Source organism: Neorhizobium alkalisoli (assembly GCF_002968635.1).
In the GTDB taxonomy this organism is placed as follows: Bacteria; Pseudomonadota; Alphaproteobacteria; order Rhizobiales; family Rhizobiaceae; genus Neorhizobium; species Neorhizobium alkalisoli.
This window is the reverse complement of record NZ_PVBN01000011.1, coordinates 17,832-34,935: the sequence shown is the minus strand read 5'-3', so window position 1 is coordinate 34,935 and position 17,104 is coordinate 17,832. Positions and strand designations below refer to the sequence as shown.

15 protein-coding genes are annotated in these 17,104 nt (G+C 59.4%); 10 read left to right on the top strand and 5 right to left on the bottom strand.

The window, feature by feature from the left end; translation table 11 throughout:
• The first annotated feature begins 5 nt into the window (after positions 1-5).
• From C5L13_RS21510 to C5L13_RS21480, 7 genes are all read left to right on the top strand, one after another.
• Positions 6-803 carry an ABC transporter permease gene (locus C5L13_RS21510; protein WP_105385317.1) on the top strand — a complete coding sequence of 266 codons (798 nt, stop codon included), beginning with the start codon at positions 6-8 and terminating at the stop codon, positions 801-803.
• Positions 788-1,591, top strand: a complete 804-nt coding sequence (locus tag C5L13_RS21505; RefSeq protein ID WP_105385316.1) for an ABC transporter ATP-binding protein — start codon at positions 788-790, stop codon at positions 1,589-1,591. The genes C5L13_RS21510 and C5L13_RS21505 overlap by 16 nt, the downstream gene beginning before the upstream one ends.
• Before the next feature lie 427 nt (positions 1,592-2,018).
• Positions 2,019-3,362, top strand: a complete 1,344-nt coding sequence (locus tag C5L13_RS21500; RefSeq protein WP_105385315.1) for an LLM class flavin-dependent oxidoreductase — start codon at positions 2,019-2,021, stop codon at positions 3,360-3,362.
• Positions 3,363-3,386: 24 nt separating this feature from the next.
• Positions 3,387-4,229 (top strand): ABC transporter permease, encoded by an 843-nt coding sequence (locus C5L13_RS21495; RefSeq protein WP_105385314.1) that lies wholly within the window; start codon positions 3,387-3,389, stop codon positions 4,227-4,229.
• Between the two features lie 55 nt (positions 4,230-4,284).
• On the top strand, positions 4,285-5,292 hold the full coding sequence (locus tag C5L13_RS21490; protein WP_105385313.1) for an ABC transporter substrate-binding protein: 1,008 nt from the start codon (positions 4,285-4,287) through the stop codon (positions 5,290-5,292).
• An 11-nt stretch (positions 5,293-5,303) separates the two neighbouring features.
• Positions 5,304-6,074 carry an ABC transporter ATP-binding protein gene (locus tag C5L13_RS21485; RefSeq protein ID WP_105385312.1) on the top strand — a complete coding sequence of 257 codons (771 nt, stop codon included), beginning with the start codon at positions 5,304-5,306 and terminating at the stop codon, positions 6,072-6,074.
• A 34-nt stretch (positions 6,075-6,108) separates the two neighbouring features.
• Positions 6,109-7,461, top strand: coding sequence for an LLM class flavin-dependent oxidoreductase (locus C5L13_RS21480; RefSeq protein WP_105385472.1), 1,353 nt, complete (start codon positions 6,109-6,111; stop codon positions 7,459-7,461).
• A gap of 48 nt (positions 7,462-7,509) precedes the next feature.
• Here the strand turns inward: C5L13_RS21480 and C5L13_RS21475 are convergent, their stop codons facing one another.
• Positions 7,510-8,487 (bottom strand): L,D-transpeptidase family protein, encoded by a 978-nt coding sequence (locus tag C5L13_RS21475; protein WP_105385311.1) that lies wholly within the window; start codon positions 8,485-8,487, stop codon positions 7,510-7,512.
• A gap of 284 nt (positions 8,488-8,771) precedes the next feature.
• Here C5L13_RS21475 and C5L13_RS21470 point away from each other — a divergent pair, with 284 nt between their 5' ends.
• Together C5L13_RS21470 and C5L13_RS21465 are read left to right on the top strand one after the other, a co-directional pair.
• Positions 8,772-9,842 (top strand): L,D-transpeptidase family protein, encoded by a 1,071-nt coding sequence (locus C5L13_RS21470; protein ID WP_105385471.1) that lies wholly within the window; start codon positions 8,772-8,774, stop codon positions 9,840-9,842.
• A 395-nt stretch (positions 9,843-10,237) separates the two neighbouring features.
• The gene (locus C5L13_RS21465) at positions 10,238-10,519 is read left to right on the top strand and encodes a hypothetical protein (protein WP_105385310.1); all 282 of its coding nucleotides are present in this window, start codon (positions 10,238-10,240) and stop codon (positions 10,517-10,519) included.
• A 178-nt stretch (positions 10,520-10,697) separates the two neighbouring features.
• On the opposite strand, the gene C5L13_RS21460 is transcribed toward C5L13_RS21465, so the two are convergent.
• Positions 10,698-11,666, bottom strand: coding sequence for a Bug family tripartite tricarboxylate transporter substrate binding protein (locus C5L13_RS21460; RefSeq protein ID WP_105385309.1), 969 nt, complete (start codon positions 11,664-11,666; stop codon positions 10,698-10,700).
• A 79-nt stretch (positions 11,667-11,745) separates the two neighbouring features.
• The gene (gene gudD, locus C5L13_RS21455; RefSeq protein WP_105385308.1) at positions 11,746-13,122 is read right to left on the bottom strand and encodes a glucarate dehydratase; all 1,377 of its coding nucleotides are present in this window, start codon (positions 13,120-13,122) and stop codon (positions 11,746-11,748) included.
• 187 nt (positions 13,123-13,309) lie between these two features.
• Here gudD and C5L13_RS21450 point away from each other — a divergent pair, with 187 nt between their 5' ends.
• Complete coding sequence (locus tag C5L13_RS21450) at positions 13,310-14,032, top strand: FadR/GntR family transcriptional regulator (RefSeq protein WP_105385307.1); 723 nt, start codon at positions 13,310-13,312, stop codon at positions 14,030-14,032.
• A 97-nt stretch (positions 14,033-14,129) separates the two neighbouring features.
• Here the strand turns inward: C5L13_RS21450 and C5L13_RS21445 are convergent, their stop codons facing one another.
• Positions 14,130-16,010: an alpha-amylase family glycosyl hydrolase gene (locus C5L13_RS21445; RefSeq protein ID WP_105385306.1), complete on the bottom strand. Its 1,881-nt coding sequence runs from the start codon at positions 16,008-16,010 to the stop codon at positions 14,130-14,132.
• Positions 16,011-16,693: 683 nt separating this feature from the next.
• Positions 16,694-16,897 (bottom strand): cold-shock protein, encoded by a 204-nt coding sequence (locus tag C5L13_RS21440; RefSeq protein WP_105385305.1) that lies wholly within the window; start codon positions 16,895-16,897, stop codon positions 16,694-16,696.
• Positions 16,898-17,104: the final 207 nt, after the last annotated feature.

Here is a 17,104-nt window from a genome sequence, read left to right as displayed (position 1 = left end):
CATCGATGACTGCGTCTTCCAACAGGGTTTCACAAGCGGGACTGATCTGGCGGGCATTGGTTCTGCCGGCGGCGCTCATCATCATCTGGGCCGTGCTTGATGCCTTCAGCCTCCTCAACAGCAATATCCTGGTCTCACCAACCAAAGTCCTGGTGACGGCCTATCAGGGCTTCGCGGATGGGTCCATTCCAGGCGCTACGGCTGCAACATTGCTGAGAGCCCTGACCGGCTGGACGATCGGAGCGTCGGTCGGGCTTGTGGTCGGGGTGTTGATCGGACTTTCCGGAATCGCCCGCGGCCTGTTCGATCCTTCCATCTCAAGCCTGCGGCAGATCGCGTTGTTCGCCTGGATTCCGCTATTCAGCGCCTGGTTCGGCAATGGCGAAATCATGAAGGTCACACTGATTTCGCTCGGGGCCTTTTTCCCCATGGCGCTTGGCGCGCAGGCCGGTTGCCAGAATGTACCAGCGCCCTTTCGCGAAGTCGGCCGCGCGCTCGAACTCTCCCGCTTTGCAACGCTGACGAAGATCATCTTGCCGGCAGCGGTGCCTGCGATCCTAACGGGCCTCGAACTGTCGCTGAACATCGCCTGGCTCGGCACGTTCGGGGCGGAATACCTGATCGGCACAGGTTACATCAACGGCATGGGCGATGGCCTCGGCGCGTATCTCGCAGCTGCCCGGGAATACGCTCGCATGGATCAGGTCCTTCTTGGCGTTCTCTTCCTGGCGCTCATCGGAGTAGCCCTTGACCGGCTCGTTATAGGACTTTCACGGAGGCTCATACCATGGCGGACAGCCTGACCCTTTCTCCCCCAAAGAAGCTCGATGCCGGTTCGGTGAAAATTGCGGATGTCTCGAAGACCTTTCGAGTCGAGGGCCGTACGGTGCATGCGCTCGACAGCGTATCGCTTTCGATCGAAGCTGGCGAGTTCATCAGCATTGTCGGCCCGAGCGGCTGTGGCAAGTCTACGCTGCTGCGCTTTCTGGCCGGCCTCGACGGGCCGGACAGTGGCCGCATCATAGTGGACGGCGAGGCAATTGATCGGCCGAGCCTTAGGCGCGGTATCGTTTTCCAGGACCATCGGCTGCTGCCATGGTTCAGCGTCGAGAAGAATATCGGGCTCAGTCTCCACAGCGTATCCGGTTCGGAGGTGGAAAAACGGGAAAGGGTCCAATACCTTATTGATCTCGTCGGCCTAACAGGGTTCGAAAAAGCGCTGCCACACGAGCTTTCCGGCGGTATGTCCCAACGGGCCGCAATCGCCCGCGGCCTTGCGCCACGCCCTCCGCTGCTCCTCCTGGACGAGCCGCTGGGGGCGCTCGATTCTCTCACTCGCAGCCATCTGCAAGACGAGTTGCTGGCGATCTGGGAGCGGGAGAAATGCACCGTCGTCATGGTAACGCATGATGTAGAAGAGGCGATCTACCTTTCTGACAGGGTGGTTGTGATGGAGCCGCGCCCGGGACGGATCTCGCAGATTTTCAACATCCGAAACGCTCGCCCGAGGTATCGCGACGATCCGGAATTCGTCACCACGCGCCGCGAGATCACCGAGCTTCTCGGGTCACAAAAGAAGAAAAATCACTGATAGCAACCGGACAGGACGCAGAGCACCGCCGTGTTCATGCCGCTCAGCCTAACCTAGGCTCCTGGGCAGCGCATTCTCGCCTTTAAGGCTGGTGACCGAATTGGGACCTGCGGATTGGCCTTGAGGCAGTAAGTTTCTGCATCGAGACGTTACCGCTTTGCTGCGGTTCACAGGAGGGATTGCGGCTCCGGGGTCCCGCGGGGTTGCTGATCTGCCGGACGATTTTTCTATCGGTATGCCGGCATGGTCGCCCAATTAGGGCCAAGGAAATTCACAAGTGGCTAAAGTTTAGCAAAATTTTGCCAATCGCGGGCGTCAACTGCGGAAACTAAAACCTATAAATCTTATCGATTTTATAGCATTAATTATGGGCAACGGCAGTTCGATAATTTCGATGGCCTGTGATTTTGGAGGGAACGGAACCGTCATGACGAGACAAATAAAGCTTGGTGCATTCCTCCCGGGAGGCGGCCAGCATATCGCTGCCTGGCGTCATCCCGACCAACCCGTCGATGGAGCGGTCAATCTCAAATTTCACAAAGAGCTGGTCCAGGCAGCCGAACGTGGCCTTTTCGATGCCTATTTTCTGGCAGACGGGCTCGCCGTCGCCTTCGGCGGCGGTATCGAGGGCGGCAACGCCAGGGTGGTGGGTTTCGAGCCGGTGACCCTGTTTTCCGCACTCGCGCCTTTCACCACCCATATCGGCTTCATTGCGACATCGTCCACGACCTATGAGGAGCCGTATTCCGTCGCGCGCAAGTTTGCGTCGCTTGACTTGATCTCCAGCGGCCGTGCCGGCTGGAACGTCGTCACGACGGCGACGGAAGCCGCCGCGAGGAACTTCAATCTCGAACGACAGAAGCCCCATGCGGAGCGCTATCGGCGAGCTGCCGAGCATGTCGAGGTCGTCAAGAAACTCTGGGAAAGTTTTGACGACGATGCCTTCATCCGCAATCGCGAGACGGGCATCTATTTCGACGTCAACAAGGTGCATCGTACCAATCATCGCGGCGAACATTTCCTGGTCGAGGGGCCGTTGAACGTTCCTCGTTCGCCCCAAGGCCATCCGGTCATCGTCCAGGCGGGCCAGTCAGATGATGGACGTGCCCTTGCGGCAGCGACCGCCGAAGTCATCTTCACGGCGCACCAGAAGCTTGAGACGGCGCAAGAGTTCTATCGCGACATCAAGGCTCGTGCCCGCAACTTCGGTCGTGATCCGTCGCATGTGCTTGTCATGCCGGGCGTTTCGCCCTTCGTGGGGCGCACAGAAGACGAAGCGCGCGAGAAATACGAGCGGCTGACCAGCCTGATCATCGAGGAAGACGGCCTCGCGCTCATCAACGCGCTGACCGGCGGCGAGTTGGACCTCACGGGATCCGACCTCGACGGCCCGTTGCCTCCCGCGCCGCCGACAGAGGGCATGAAGAGTCGCCAGGAACTGATCCGGCGCATTGCGGACGAGAACAATTTCTCCATCCGCCAGCTTTACCAATGGATCGCCTCCGCACGCGGCCATTTCACGATCATCGGGTCGGCGGTTCAAGTCGCTGATACTCTGCAGGAATGGTTCGAAAATGAGGCCGCGGATGGCTTCAACGTCCTGCCGCCCTGGCTGCCTACCGGCCTCAATGATTTCGTGGAGCTGGTCATCCCCGAGCTGCAACGCCGCGGACTGTTTCGAACTGCCTACGAAGGCAAGACGCTGCGGGAAAATCTGGGTCTGCCTTTCCCGCAGGTGCGCCACAGCGCCTACCGTCACGCCGCTGAATAATCGATAAAGGACGAGGGTAACACCATGACGCTCGAGACTGAGCAGCAGGCACTGCCAGGCTTCGGCCAAATTCCTTTTTGGCAAAGCAGACCCGTTAGGGAAGCCGCGGCGATTGTGCGCGGGTTCTTGTCGCGCTATGCGCTGCTGATTGCCTTCGCCGTGCTCTGGCAGATATCGCCATCGCTCGGTTGGACGAATGCTGCGGTTCTGCCGCCATTGAATACCATCCTTGTCGCACTTTGGAACGGGGTTACGGTCGGCACATTCTCAGGCGATATCCTCATCAGCCTGCGGCGCGCAGGTCTCGCATTCGGCGCTGCGGTGAGCCTCGGGATCCCCCTTGGTCTATTTATGGGCCAGGTCCGCTTCATCGAGCGAAGCCTTGACCCGATCCTGCAGCTGTTCCGGCAGACATCTGCCCTCGCGCTCTACCCGGTCTTCATCCTGCTGCTGGGTCTTGGAGAGACGTCCAAGGTCTTCGTGATCTTTTGGGCAACACTGTTCCCAATCCTCCTTGCAACAATCGGTGGGGTCAAGCAGGTGGACCCGAAGCTGATAGAGATGGCCCGGGTCTATGGGGCCAAGCGGCTGACGGTATTCCGCAGGGTCGTGCTTCCGGCGGCGCTTCCGCAAATCTTTGTCGGCTTGCGCCTCAGTGCAACCACCTCTCTTCTCTTGCTCATCGCCGCGGAGATGATCGGGGCCAATTCGGGCATCGGGTTTCAGGTGATGAATGCCCAGTACAATTTCCAGATTCCGCTGATGTTCGCCGCAATCCTGCTGCTCGCGCTCCTGGGTCTGTCGGCCAACTTCATCCTCGAAACCCTTCAGGCCCGGCTTTGCCGCTGGTCCAAGGTCAAAGACTGAAAGCACAAGGGCTACGGCCCCTTCAGCTCAACTAATCCAACCAATGGAGTTCACTATGCAGATTTCCCGCCGTACTTTCGGCCGGGCGGCCGCGCTCGCCGCCGGTTTGTTCGCCGCCACCCCTGCCAGCATCGCTTTAGCAGCAGAACCCGAGCAGGTCAGCATTCGCTTTCTTGCCAGCCAGGGTGGACTTTCAGCCCATGAGTTCGCCGATGCGCTCGGCTATTTCAAGGACACGGGGATCACACTCAAGAATGTCGGTTATGCGCAGGGTGGCCCGGCATCGCTGTTTGCCCTGGCTTCGGGCGACGTCGAAGTCGGTGGCGCTGCTACTGCCGCCGTGCTGAACTCGATCGCCGGCGGCAATGATTTCGTCGCAGCCTACGCTTCGAACGGCATCAACAAGACGACCGAGAGCATTTTCTACACGCTCGAAGGCAGCCCGATCAAATCGATCAAGGATCTGGCCGGCAAGACGATCGCCGTCAACACGCTGGGCGCTCATCTCGATTATACGGTGCGCGAAGCGCTCCATTCGGTCGGCCTGCCGGAAAATGCAGCCAAACTCGTCGTCGTGCCCGGTCCGCAGCTCGAACAGGTTCTGCGCTCCAAACAGGTCGATATCGCTGCATTCGGCTACTGGCAGAAGACGTTCGAAGGCGCAGCCCTGAAGAACGGACCTTTCCAGAAGATCTTCGGCGACACTGACGTTCTAGGCGAGATCGCCGGTGGCTTTGCCGTTCTGCGTCGCGATTGGATCAAGGAGCATCCTCAGGCGGCAAAGACTTTTGTCGAGAAGTCCGAAGCCGCGCTCGAATACGCCCGCCTGCATCCGGAAGAAACCAAGGCTGTGATCGCCAAGGTGCTCGCGTCGCGCAACGAGAATCCGGATATCGCGCAATACTTCACGGGCTATGGCGTGCGTGAAGGGGGCAAGGCCGTGAACCGCGATCTCCAGTTCTGGATCGACATCCTGGCCCGTGGCGGCGTTCTGAAGCCGGGACAACTCAAGGCGGAAGACATCCTTTACAACCCGGCGAATTTCGCCGTCGCCGGAAACTGAGGAGCGGACCGATGGCTGTCGCTGAGCTGACGTCTCGCGGAGACGTGACGATAAAGAACCTTTCCAAGTCCTACTCGATCAACGGCCGCCATCTCAATGTGCTCCAGGGGGTCAGCAACCACATCCGCGCTGGCGAGAGCCTTGCGATCGTTGGAGCATCGGGTTCCGGCAAGACAACGCTTTTGCGGGTTCTGGCCGGGCTCGAAGATGCGGATCGAGGCGAGGTGTTGATCGACGGGCAGGCAGTTCACGGCGTGGGCAAAGATCGCGCCGTGATCTTCCAGGAGCCAAGGCTCCTGCCCTGGCTTACCGTGCTCGATAACGTCGCCTTTCCTCTTGAAAATCGTGGTTTGAAGAAAGCCGAGGCCCGCGCCCGCGCGCGCCATTATGTCCAGCTCGTCGGCCTGGGCGAATTTACCGAAGCCCTGCCGTCGCAGCTCTCGGGCGGCATGGCCCAGCGCGTCGGCATTGCCCGGGCTCTCGCCGTGAAACCCGAGATCCTGCTGCTCGACGAGCCCTTCGGTGCGCTCGACGCCATGACCAAGATCACCATGCAGGAAGAACTCGCGCGCATCTGGCGGGAGGAAAAGGTGACGATGATCCTGGTCACCCACGACCTTGAAGAGGCCGTCTATCTGGCTGACCGGGTACTTATCCTCGGCAAGGAGAAAGGCGGGCGGACCCGTGAGATCGACGTCGATCTTCCGCGGCCGCGAAATCGGAGCGAGGCGGGTTTTGTCAAGCTCCGGGAGCAGCTGTTGAACGAGTTCGGTCTGCACTGATTTTTGCCGGGCAGCGGTTTGGAGAGGAATGGAAATGGCCAGACGTGAAGGTCAACTGAGTCTTGGGGCTTTTCTTTTATACACCGGTCATCATGCCGCCGCCTGGCGCCATCCTGGCGCTTCTGACAGCACGCGTTTCTCCGACTTCGCGGGGTTCGCCCGCCTCGCCGAGGACGCTAAATTCGATGCGGTGTTTCTTGCCGACGGGGTGAGTGCACGCGTGCAGAATGTCGCGGCTGCGAACCGCAAGGCGCATTCGGGATTCTATCCGTTTGAGCCGATCACGCTTCTTTCGGCGCTTGCGACCGTGACCAACCGCATTGGTTTGGTCGCAACCGCGTCGACGAGTTTTTCCGATCCTTACAACCTTGCCAGACAATTTGCTTCCCTCGATCACCTTTCGGCTGGCCGGGCCGGCTGGAACCTCGTTACATCTGCCGATCCCGGCGCCGCTTACAACTTCAGCCATGATGCAATCGTAGCGCACGCTGACCGCTATCGGCGAGCGGAGGAGTTCATCGATACCGTCACAGGTCTGTGGGACACGGTGGATGACGATGCATTCCTGCGGAACAGGGAAAGCGGGCTCTATTTTCATCCTGACAGGGTTCGGGCCCTCAACCACAATGGCGCCTTCTTCAAGGTTCGCGGACCGCTGAACATTCCGCGTCCACCGCAGGGCCATCCAGTGGTGGTGCAGGCAGGTTCGTCGGAGCCGGGCAAGGAGCTTGCCGCCAGAACGGCGGAGGCCGTTTTCACGGCCCAGCAGACGCTTACAGGTTCCATCGCTTTTTACAGCGATCTCAAGAGCCGGCTATCGAAATATGGTCGCGCGCCTGAAGATCTGAAGATTCTGCCTGGCGTATTTCCTGTTGTGGGAAGGACCCGGCAAGAGGCGGAGGATAAGTTCGAACAGCTGCAGTCCTTGCTCGAGCCTTCTGTAGGTCTCGATATGTTGGCCGATCTTGCGGGTGTCGACGAAATCAGGACGCTGCCGATCGATGCGTTGATCTCGCAATTGCCCGAGACCGAGGGTGGCAAGAGCCGCCGAGCTCTCTTTCTCGAGCTTGCCGAACGAGAGAACCTGACATTGCGCCAGCTGTACCAACGGGTGGCTGGTGCCCGCGGCCACTGGCAAATCGTAGGCACACCGGAAGAGATCGCAGACGAGCTGGAAGAACGTTTTGTCAATTACGGAGCCGACGGATTCAACGTGATGCCGCCCGTTCTGCCATGGGGACTGTCCGATTTCATCGAGCTCGTTGTGCCCGAATTGCGTCGCCGTGGACTGTTTCGCAATGAATATGAAGGTTCAACGCTGAGAGATCACCTGGGGCTTTCGCGTCCGGCTCCGAAAATAGAAGCGGCGGCCTTGGCCGCCGAGTAGGCAGGTACTTGGGCGCTGCGCGCCATTTGGCGGGGTCTGCTTGCTCCGTCAATCGGTGAATTCAACCGCCACACCCGGCTTTACCATCGCTGCCAGCTCCTCAGCATCCCAATTCGTCAGCCGAATGCATCCGTGAGAACCGGCTTTGTCGATGAGCGACGGCTCGGGGGTGCCATGAATGCCATAGGTCGGCTGAGAAAGGTCGATCCAAACGGTTCCGACGGGGTTGTTTGGACCGGCAGGGAGCTTCAGGACCTTCTTGTTGTTGCCCTGCTGGAAGTTCAGTTTCGGATTGTAGACATAGCTGGGCATTCGGGCGACGCCTTTGACCTTGCTTTTGCCGGATGGAGAAGGGGTTTCGTCACTGCCGATGGTGGCGGGATAAACTGCCAGAATTGACCCATCTTCGGCAAAGGCAAGAACCTGTCCGCCTCGCCTGCGAGCCTCAATCCGCTTGACCTCTCCTTCTTTCTCGGGGCTCGGTATGGTGACCGAAATAGTTTCTCCGACAGAAAATCTGGAAGCCGGGTTGAGTGCCTTGAGGAGATCGAGGTCCATGTGGAAACGCTCGGACAACCTCTCGGCGACGCTTGTGAAGCCCAGATGTTCCATCTCGGCTTGTTCAGCATAGTCTTCAGGAATGCGCTTGACGAGTTTTTCGCCATCATCCCGAGAAATCACGTAGGGCTGGATTGCCGGCTCGCCGAGCGGAAGCTGGGTAATAACTTCAGGGTCTGGCTTGCCGTCGACCGGAAGGCCCCGGATAGCCTCAAACCCGGCCAAGGCCTTGCTGACATTTTCTCCGTAAAACCCGTCGATGACGCCTGGAGAGGATCCCGCTCGATCGAGAAGCACCTGAAGCAGGACAATGGCGGGATCGGGCCTTGATATCTGCTCGGCAGGCTTGGCGATAGGGATTGTGGAGAGCTGCGCGCCGTTGATGGCCTCCGGCGTGAGCCCGTTACCGCTTGCGGTGCCGCACAGCGCAAATGTAAACGATGCCGTGGTCAAGATCATGTTGTTCATGAAGCTCTAAGTGACCGCGAGCAAAATCGTTCCCGTCCGCCCTGCCCCTGAGGCGATGATCCGACCTTGTTTGGAAGATGACCGCTCCTTTCTCGAAGAGAATCGCGAGCTGATAGACGTCTTATGAAACGCGACGGATCGACGAACGGCCTCGCACATCGTCGCTTGATCGTGTAGTTAAGCTCAACGGAGAACAACGGCTGCCCCAGATTGAAGGGGGCGCAGTTCCAATTTTACCAGGGCATCAGTACCGCCGCATGACTTCGCTGTTCAACATTCCCCCGATGCCGACCAGAGGCGGCGTCCTTGCCATCGCCCGCCGCTTCGGCGCGCTCGCAGTCATCGGCGCAGCGCTCTCCGGTTGTGTGGCGATGGGCCTTGACGACGTGGCGAAGGCTCCCCCGCAGATACCAGGCAAGCTCCTGGCTGAGATGTCCAATAAGGGCATGAAGGCGGAGAGCCCCGTACTTGTCAGGATCTTCAAGCAGGAGAGCGAACTTGAAGTCTGGAAGATCGACAGGACCGGTCGGTACGCGCTCTTGAAGACATATCCGATGTGCAGGTGGTCCGGAAAGCTCGGCTCGAAGACGAAGAACGGCGACCGTCAGGCTCCCGAAGGCTTCTATCATGTGTCCGCGGGGATGCTGAACCCGAAGTCCCAGTATTACGTCTCCTTCAATCTCGGCTACCCGAACAGGCTGGAGTCCGCGCTCGGATACACAGGGGAAGCACTTATGGTCCACGGAGCCTGTTCCTCCTCAGGCTGCTATGCGCTTACCGATCAGGGCGTCGGCGAGATCTACTCTGTCGTCTCCAAGGCGCTCGCGTCCGGACAGGGCACCTTCCAAGTGCAGGCTTATCCCTTTCGCATGACACCTGGGAACATGGCTCTCCATAAAGGTGACCGGAACTTGCCGTTCTGGCGCACTCTCAAGGAAGGTTACGACGCCTTCGAACTCACAAAGCAGCAGCCGAAAGTTTCAGTCTGCGGCCGCCGCTACGTGTTCAACACCGAATTCGAGAGTGGCGAGCCTCGCGATCCGCTGGCAGCCTGTCCACCCGCTGTGACGCCGCCGGATTCACAGCTCATGGCGAAGATCGCCGCCGAAAATCAGAAGGTGGACGCCGCGTTGGCGGAGAGCAAGTCGATGCCTGTCAGTGCCTACATCGATGGCGGAATGCATTCGAACTTCCGGGCGCTACTGAAGAAAAACGGGGCCGACAAGCTGGCGGCTAGCACCTCCCGTATCAAGTATCCTGTCAGCAGGCCGGATGCAGCGCTGGCAGATCCGTTCCAAGATGTCGCCAAGCGAACCGGTGCAGCGGCGATCGCCGACCAGCCGTCCGAAGAGTGACACCCATAAACTACCGAATGACAGGCGCCAGCGCCGGATCTGGCGCTACAATGGAATGCTGGGCGGAACCCTCTTCTGCTTCTTCGCTCGCTTTCGTTCACCGCCACGCGGATCCTCTTGTGCGGCCGATCAGTCTCGTGCAAGGGTCGGGAGCTAGATCTTGCTAGTCGGCGCGCTCCGTCGACACCGAGATCCAAGTAAGATTGCAACAATTAAGCGCGAAGAAAGTTATCTCAACTGTTCGCGAGGGTACCATGCATCAGCCGCATTGCGGTCATGACTTGCTTATCTTTTCGACGATTTCCATATGTAAACTACCAATCGCCAGCGTTTCAACGTCAGAACGTGCGTTGCGGTTATCCGCTACGAGCCACGGTGCGTGCGAAGGAGACAAAATGGACGGAGATCCCAAAACTCTTGAAGAAATGAACCTCCGCGAACGGTTCAACATGTTCGAGACGGTTGCTGGCGCTCTCGAGGATGCCGCCGACGAGGCCGAGATTCTGGGTGATATTCGTTTCGCCGCCAACTCGAAATGCGTGGCAGGCATGATCCGCGGAATAAGAAGCGACCTGGCAGCACGGGATCTATTGTCCGCCGAACTCCTGCTCAAGCAGGGAGTCATGCTCTTGCATCTGTACTCGATGAGGTCCGACAGATCCCCGGTTCTTCACTAGCACCGGCTTTGGTGGTCGCCTGACAATTCCAGTCGGTTCGGCTCCGCCTTTGAACGCGATGGTCATCACGCGGTCGCAGTAGCAGCAGCTTGCCGACGCGGCTCTGATGTATCTACCTGGGCGGCTTCCCATGCCGAGGAAGCCGCCTAACGGACTTAGGCGTCCGTGAATTACCAGATCATTCCGCGCTGATATTGCCTTTTTCGATGACATCCTTCCAGCGAGCCATCTCCTTGCCGAGATAGGTGCCGAACTCCTCGTTGGAATTGGCTACGACGTCGAAGCTGAGCTTGTTGAATTTCGCGACGACCTCGGGGTCTTTGAGCGACGCCTGGATCGCCTGGTTGAGTTTCGCCTTTACCTCGGCCGGCAGCCCCTTCGGCGCGGCAACGCCCTGCCAGGCGCTGACCACGACATTGCCGTATCCGAGTTCGATGAGCGTCGGCACGTTCGGCAGCAGCGGATGGCGCTTCTCGCCAGTCTGTGCGAATGCCTTCATTTGCCCCGCCTGCACGAAATTGATGATGGCGCCGAGATTCTGGAACGACACGTCAACGTGGCCGCCGACGAGATCGGCCTGTGCCGCGGAGCCTCCCTTGTAGGGCACATGCACGCCCTTTGTGCCGGTTGCCTGCCAGAAGAGGGCGGCGGTCAGGTGGTCCGAGGAGCCTGTGCCGGAATTTGCAAAGGTTACGCTCTCCGGCTTTGCCTTCATCTCAGCCACGAGTTCCTCCACGCTGCTCGCCTTGAATTTCGGCGTTGCAACCAGCACGTTGGGCGTGCTCACCGCGACCGTCAGCAGATCGAAGTCCTTCATGGGATCGTAGGAAAGCTTTTTCTGCAGATAAGGATTGGTGGCAAAGGTGCCGAGCGAGGCGACCAGCAGCGTCTGGCCGCTGGCCTCGGCATCGGCAACCAGGCCGGCGCCGATCGCGCCGGTCGCGCCTGGCTTGTTTTCAACGACGATGTTCGCTCCCAGTACCTTGGACATCTGAGGCTCCATGAGCCGTGCGGTCGTGTCGGTTGCTCCGCCCGGCGGAAAAGGTACGATAATGGTGATCGGCCCATCCGGGAAAGCCCTGGCAGCGCCTGCTGCAAGGGCGATGCCGAGACCAAGTGAAATTGCGAGCAGTGTTCTTGCCTTCATGGGGTCATCCTCCTCAATGATCCTTCGCGCCGCTTCCCGATGATTGCCGCCGGGCGCATGGCGGCCTGTAATTCGGTCGCTACCGCACCAGGCACGGCCGCTTATTGTCGAAGCGCCAGTCTTTGACGAGGTACTGCATGGCGGTTGCGTCGTCGCGCGCGCCAAGCCCGTGCTTCAGGTAAAGTTGGTGTGCTTCCTCGACACGCTCCATGTCCAGTTCGACGCCGAGACCTGGCCGGTCCGGCACCGCAATATGCCCGTCCTCGATCTTCAGCGGCTCGCGGGTCAGTCGCTGGCCGTCCTGCCAGATCCAATGGGTGTCGAGTGCGGTGACGCGTCCGGGGGCGGCTGCGCCCACATGGGTGAACATCGCGAGCGAAACGTCGAAATGGTTGTTGGAATGCGAACCCCAGGTCATGCCGAAGGTCTGGCAGACCTGTGCGACGCGAACGGAGCCCTGCATGGTCCAGAAATGCGGGTCGGCAAGAGGGATGTCGACCGAGTGCAGCTGGATCGCGTGCGAGAGCTGGCGCCAGTCCGTCGCCACCATGTTGGTGGCGGTCGGCAGGCCGGTGGCCCGGCGGAATTCGGCCATGATCTCGCGGCCCGAATAGCCCTGTTCCGCGCCGCAGGGGTCTTCCGCATAGGCGAGCACGTTGCCGCGCCCCTTACAGAGCCGGATTGCTTCCTCCAGCGACCAGGCGCCATTCGGGTCGAGCGTCACGCGTGCTTCGGGAAAGCGGCGGGCGATTGCCGTCACGGCTTCGATTTCGTCGTCGCCCCGTAAAACGCCGCCCTTCAGCTTGAAGTCGCGAAAACCGTATCGCTCCTGCGTTGCCTCGGCGAGCCGGACGATCGCTTCCGGCGTGAGGGCCTCCTCGTCGCGCAGCCTCAACCAGGCATCGGTCTCGCCCTTGCCGTCACGATAGGGCAGGTCCGTCTTGCGGCGGTCGCCGACGTAGAAGAGATAACCGAGCATCTCGACCCGGTCGCGCTGCTGGCCATCGCCGAGAAGCGCCGCCACCGGCACGCCGAGATGTTGGCCAAGAAGGTCGAGCAATGCCGATTCCAGCGCCGTCACCACATGGATCGTTGTGCGCAGATCGAAGGTCTGCAGTCCGCGGCCGCCGCTGTCGCGGTCGCTGAAAGTCGTGCGCACTCGGTCGAGCAGGCCGTTATAGTTACCGATCGTCTGGCCGATGAGAAGCGAGCCGGCTTCGTCGATCGTCTTGCGGATCGCCTCGCCGCCGGGGACTTCGCCGATCCCCGTATGGCCCGAATCATCTTCGATCACCGCGAGGTTGCGGGTGAAGAAGGGGGCATGCGCGCCGCTTAGGTTCAGCAACATACTATCCTGACCTGCGACCGGGATCGCCCGCACGGAGACGATGCGCGGCGTATGCCGGGTGAGATGGCTGTTCACGGTGGGCGGCGACGAATTCGGCTCGATGAGCATCCGGACCTCTATGATGTTCCGCACTTCCAAGGTCTTGCGGTTTTTCAGGTTTGATGGTGGCGATTTCGTAACTCGTCCGCCTTACTTCAATTAGTCGCGCAAGCGAACCAATTTGTCAATATCAGTAAATATTAGTAAATTCGACGACCCTATTGGAAAGGCCGAGTGCCGACGGTAGGATGTGATAATGGATGAGATCAGTCAGCAAGCGCGCCCGCTCAAGGACCTTTCGTCGCATGTACTCGCCCGGCTTGAGGCGATGCTCGAGGCGCCGGCCTGGCAAGGCGGTGGGCGCCTGCCGCCGGAGGCGGAGCTTGCCCGTCAGTTCGGCGTTTCGCGTCCCGTTTTGCGAAAGGCGCTGGTGAAAATGCGCGAGGCTGGCCGGATCATCTCGCGGCGTGGTTCGGCCAATTTCGTGCAACCTCGCGCCGATGTGGTGCCGTCTGCCGCAGATATTCAGGGTCTGTCGATCCAGACCGTGTTCGACATGAAGCGCTGCATGCGGTTTCGCCAGGTGGTGGAATGCGCAGCGGCGGAGGATGCGGCGCGGCTTTGCGATCCCGAAGCCATCCGCGAAATCGACGAAGCGCATCGGCGGATGCTGACCCTAATGCCGGGCGAGGGTGTGTTTGAAGCGGACTTCGCCTTCCACATGGCCGTGGCGCGAGCAACACGCAACCCGTATTTCGCCTTCGCGCTCGGCACGATGCGCAACCAGATCAAGCTCACGATGGAGTTTACCCGCAAGTTGCAAGAACGGCCGCCCGACCAGGTGGCGCCACGCGTTGTCGAGGAGCACGGCAGCGTTCTCGAAGCAATCAAGGCCGGTGATCCCGCGCAGGCACGCGAGGTCATGAACTTTCACATGAAGCAGAGCGTCATTCGCCTTCTCGGTGAAGAGAGCGAGTGAAAAGACAGCAGGATGCTCGGGTGACGGATCCCGTCTTCGTTTTTTCTTCAGCAGAGTGCGGAATCAACCGCCTGCAAAAGCGTCCTGAAGAAGCCGGCTAACGGAAGATGGAGACACCTGCGGCGGGCAGCGTCAGTCTTACGAAGCGCTTGCCGTCCTGCATTTCAAAGACACGGCTCATCGTTCCAATTGCCCCGGCGTTGGTAGAGTAGATGCAGCGCATCTCGGTCTCCGGTTGGTGCAGGTCATGATCGATGATAACCGATGCGGTTCTGTCCTCGGTCATATCAGTGTTGATCGCAACAAGTACTTCGGATCGGTCCAGGATTCGCGACCATGCCACGATCGAACGCAATTCTGCGCCGATCATCCGAGGAAAACCGAAGTCTGCGCCATTGCCGGATATCTCGCGCAGATACTGACGGCCGCGGCGCAATGGAAGATTTTGGTGCCGCACCTCCAGGACCTTGGCAAGCTCCTGGTATAGCCATTCATCTTCCTTGAAGAAGTGTTTCCCTCTGCTTCGAAACGCCCCGAACGGCCCGCCAAACATGCACTCGCGGAGATATCTGTCATTGTCGCCAGTCCCGTCGAAGAGCTGTTCGCTACCGTAGTATATGCATGGGATCCCAATCGTCATGGCATTCAAGGTCAGCGCGGCAAGAGCCAGCGAGACAGGTGGATTGGTGGCGCCAAAGCGTGCCTTTCTGGATTGATTGCGGATTTGGTCATGATCATCGAGAACCGTCACGACCTTGTCACGAAACCAGGTATGTGTTCCCTTCCCGACAAGGATAGAATTCCTGAAGAGGTCGAAGTAGTCGGAAGGATTTCGGCGTCCCTTCGGTATCCACTCAAGCTTGTCGGGAATATCGTCGATTCCTAGGGCCGCATCGAGACCGGTAGTCTCTAGCGTCGTATAGGCGTGAGGCCGTCCACCGGCGATCTCGGCAATCAGATAGAACTTGTCTTTACCGAGCGTCTGCGCGAACTCGTGGATCACGGACCCGAAATATCGCGCGGCCCCTGGATCCATATGTTTGACAGTGTCGACTCGAAAACCGTCGAGATCGGCAAATGCGATCCAAAACCGGTAGACATCGCAAAGCGCCTTCAAGGCCGGCGAGGGTTGATATGTATCGATCTGGCCCTCCCCCAGGCGAATGTCCTTGAGGTCGAAGAAGTCTCCTTCCAGATATTCGGGGGAATGGTCCCAGCCGCTGATACGACCGCGCGCGGTGAAGGACACTGGCTCTTGCAGATCCCGCGGCCAGATCGCATCGTCACTCGGTCCACCGTCCGCAGCTCTCGGCAAGCGCTGGAATGGGATGATCGGTTGGCCATGACGGTCGTTGAACCCGGCCACGCGGTAGGAGCCACCATCCCATCGTGGATCAAACGCGCCTGGTTCGCTGGTCGGATAACGATCAGCGTCGTAGGAAAAGACTGCGCCGCTATGGTTGAGGATAATGTCCAGAATGACTCGGATACCAAGAAAATGAGCCGCTGTAACCAGATCCTTCAGGTCGTCGCGGGTTCCGAAATGCGGATCCACATCCAGGAAGTTCTGGATTCCGTAGCCATGATAGGTCTGCTGGAATGCAACCTGCTTGAAAACCGGGCTGATCCAGATAGCAGTCACGCCGAGGCGCTTCAGATATCCGATCTTGCCGGTCAAACCTTTGAGCGTGCCGCCGCACCAGCGTCCCCCGGCGTCACGCCAGGCTGAGGCTTCTTCTGTGGTGGAAATGGCATTGTCGCGGTCCGCCTCGCTGAATGCCCGCGTCGAAGCGTCCGCGCCTTCTGCGACAATGCTCCCGTCGTTGCCGCGAAAATCACATTCCTTGCCGTCGGAGAAGCGGTCGAGCATCAGGAAGTAGAGGACCTCATCCTCCCACGCTGTTGGCGAGGGGTGGTAGGTTCGGCCGGAGGTGAGCGCCGCAAAGTCGATATCTGCAATGCTTGCTTCCAGGACCATATCTCGCCGCCTTCCATCGCTCAGTTGAATTCAACCGGGAACGGTGTACGTAAAGTGGGAAGAATGCCTTCTCTTGTGGGTCAAAATGGGCTTGGTTCGTTATCGGTGGACCTGCCCAAAGCCTGTGATGAATGGGTCTTTTGCCTTCCACATCATCCCGGCATCCGACGCCCCCACAGCATATCCGATATCGGCTACCTGGCAACGTTGTTATGCCGGCCATTAAGCCCGGCCGGTCTGCCCGAGTTTTCATCGAGCCAGGCTGGACCCACTCCTTGATGACGTCGCCGGACATGCTGTCGGGGGTATCACCCCCACCTTGCGGGGAAGTGGCACGAGGCAGCGTCGGGCGCGGAGGTCGTCCTTTCTGCTGGGAGAACGCGCGACACGGCCGGCAATCTCCGGATCATTGGCGCGGCCGAGTATCACCTGGTCCGTCCGCCTCTTTTCTCAGACTGGTCGAGATACCAATAGCGGCGATCCCTCCCTGTGACGGGCGTCGACCGGCCGGAGGAAAGGAGGTCGGGGGGGTGCCGCGTCGAGTGAGTGTTGTCGCAGCTCGGCGAGCATGGTCTGATACATCAGATCGATGCCCTCCAGGCTGCATTCTCACATGGTTATACCTCTTCACAAAAAGAGCATGAAGTCGGACGAGGCAAGGTGAAGGAAACGCCTATCGGTGATTAAAGCGGGCTGACGTTTTCAGCTTTCGACTTGCCGGTTTTGCGATCTTGGCCGAGTTCGTAGCTTACTTTTTGTCCCTCTCTCAAAGATCCACCTCGCTGAAGAGCAGAGACATGCACAAATACATCCGCCCCGCCATTCTCTGGGGTGATGAAGCCAAACCCCTTGTCTTCGTTGAAAAATTTGACAGTACCGGTAGGCATGAAAGCTCCTGATGGTTGCACGGCGGCTTGCCGCGACAGTAAGTCTATAGTCCAATCTTCTCACCATCAATGGCAGGCTAGATTTTGCAGCAAAATGCTCGACATTCTTCCAGCACGTCTCGGCACTGGGTAACGGCCGCTGACCGCGCTTGGTTTACTCCGGCGAACACCTTCGGCCGGCCTGCTCCGCTCCCAGCCGGAGATCGG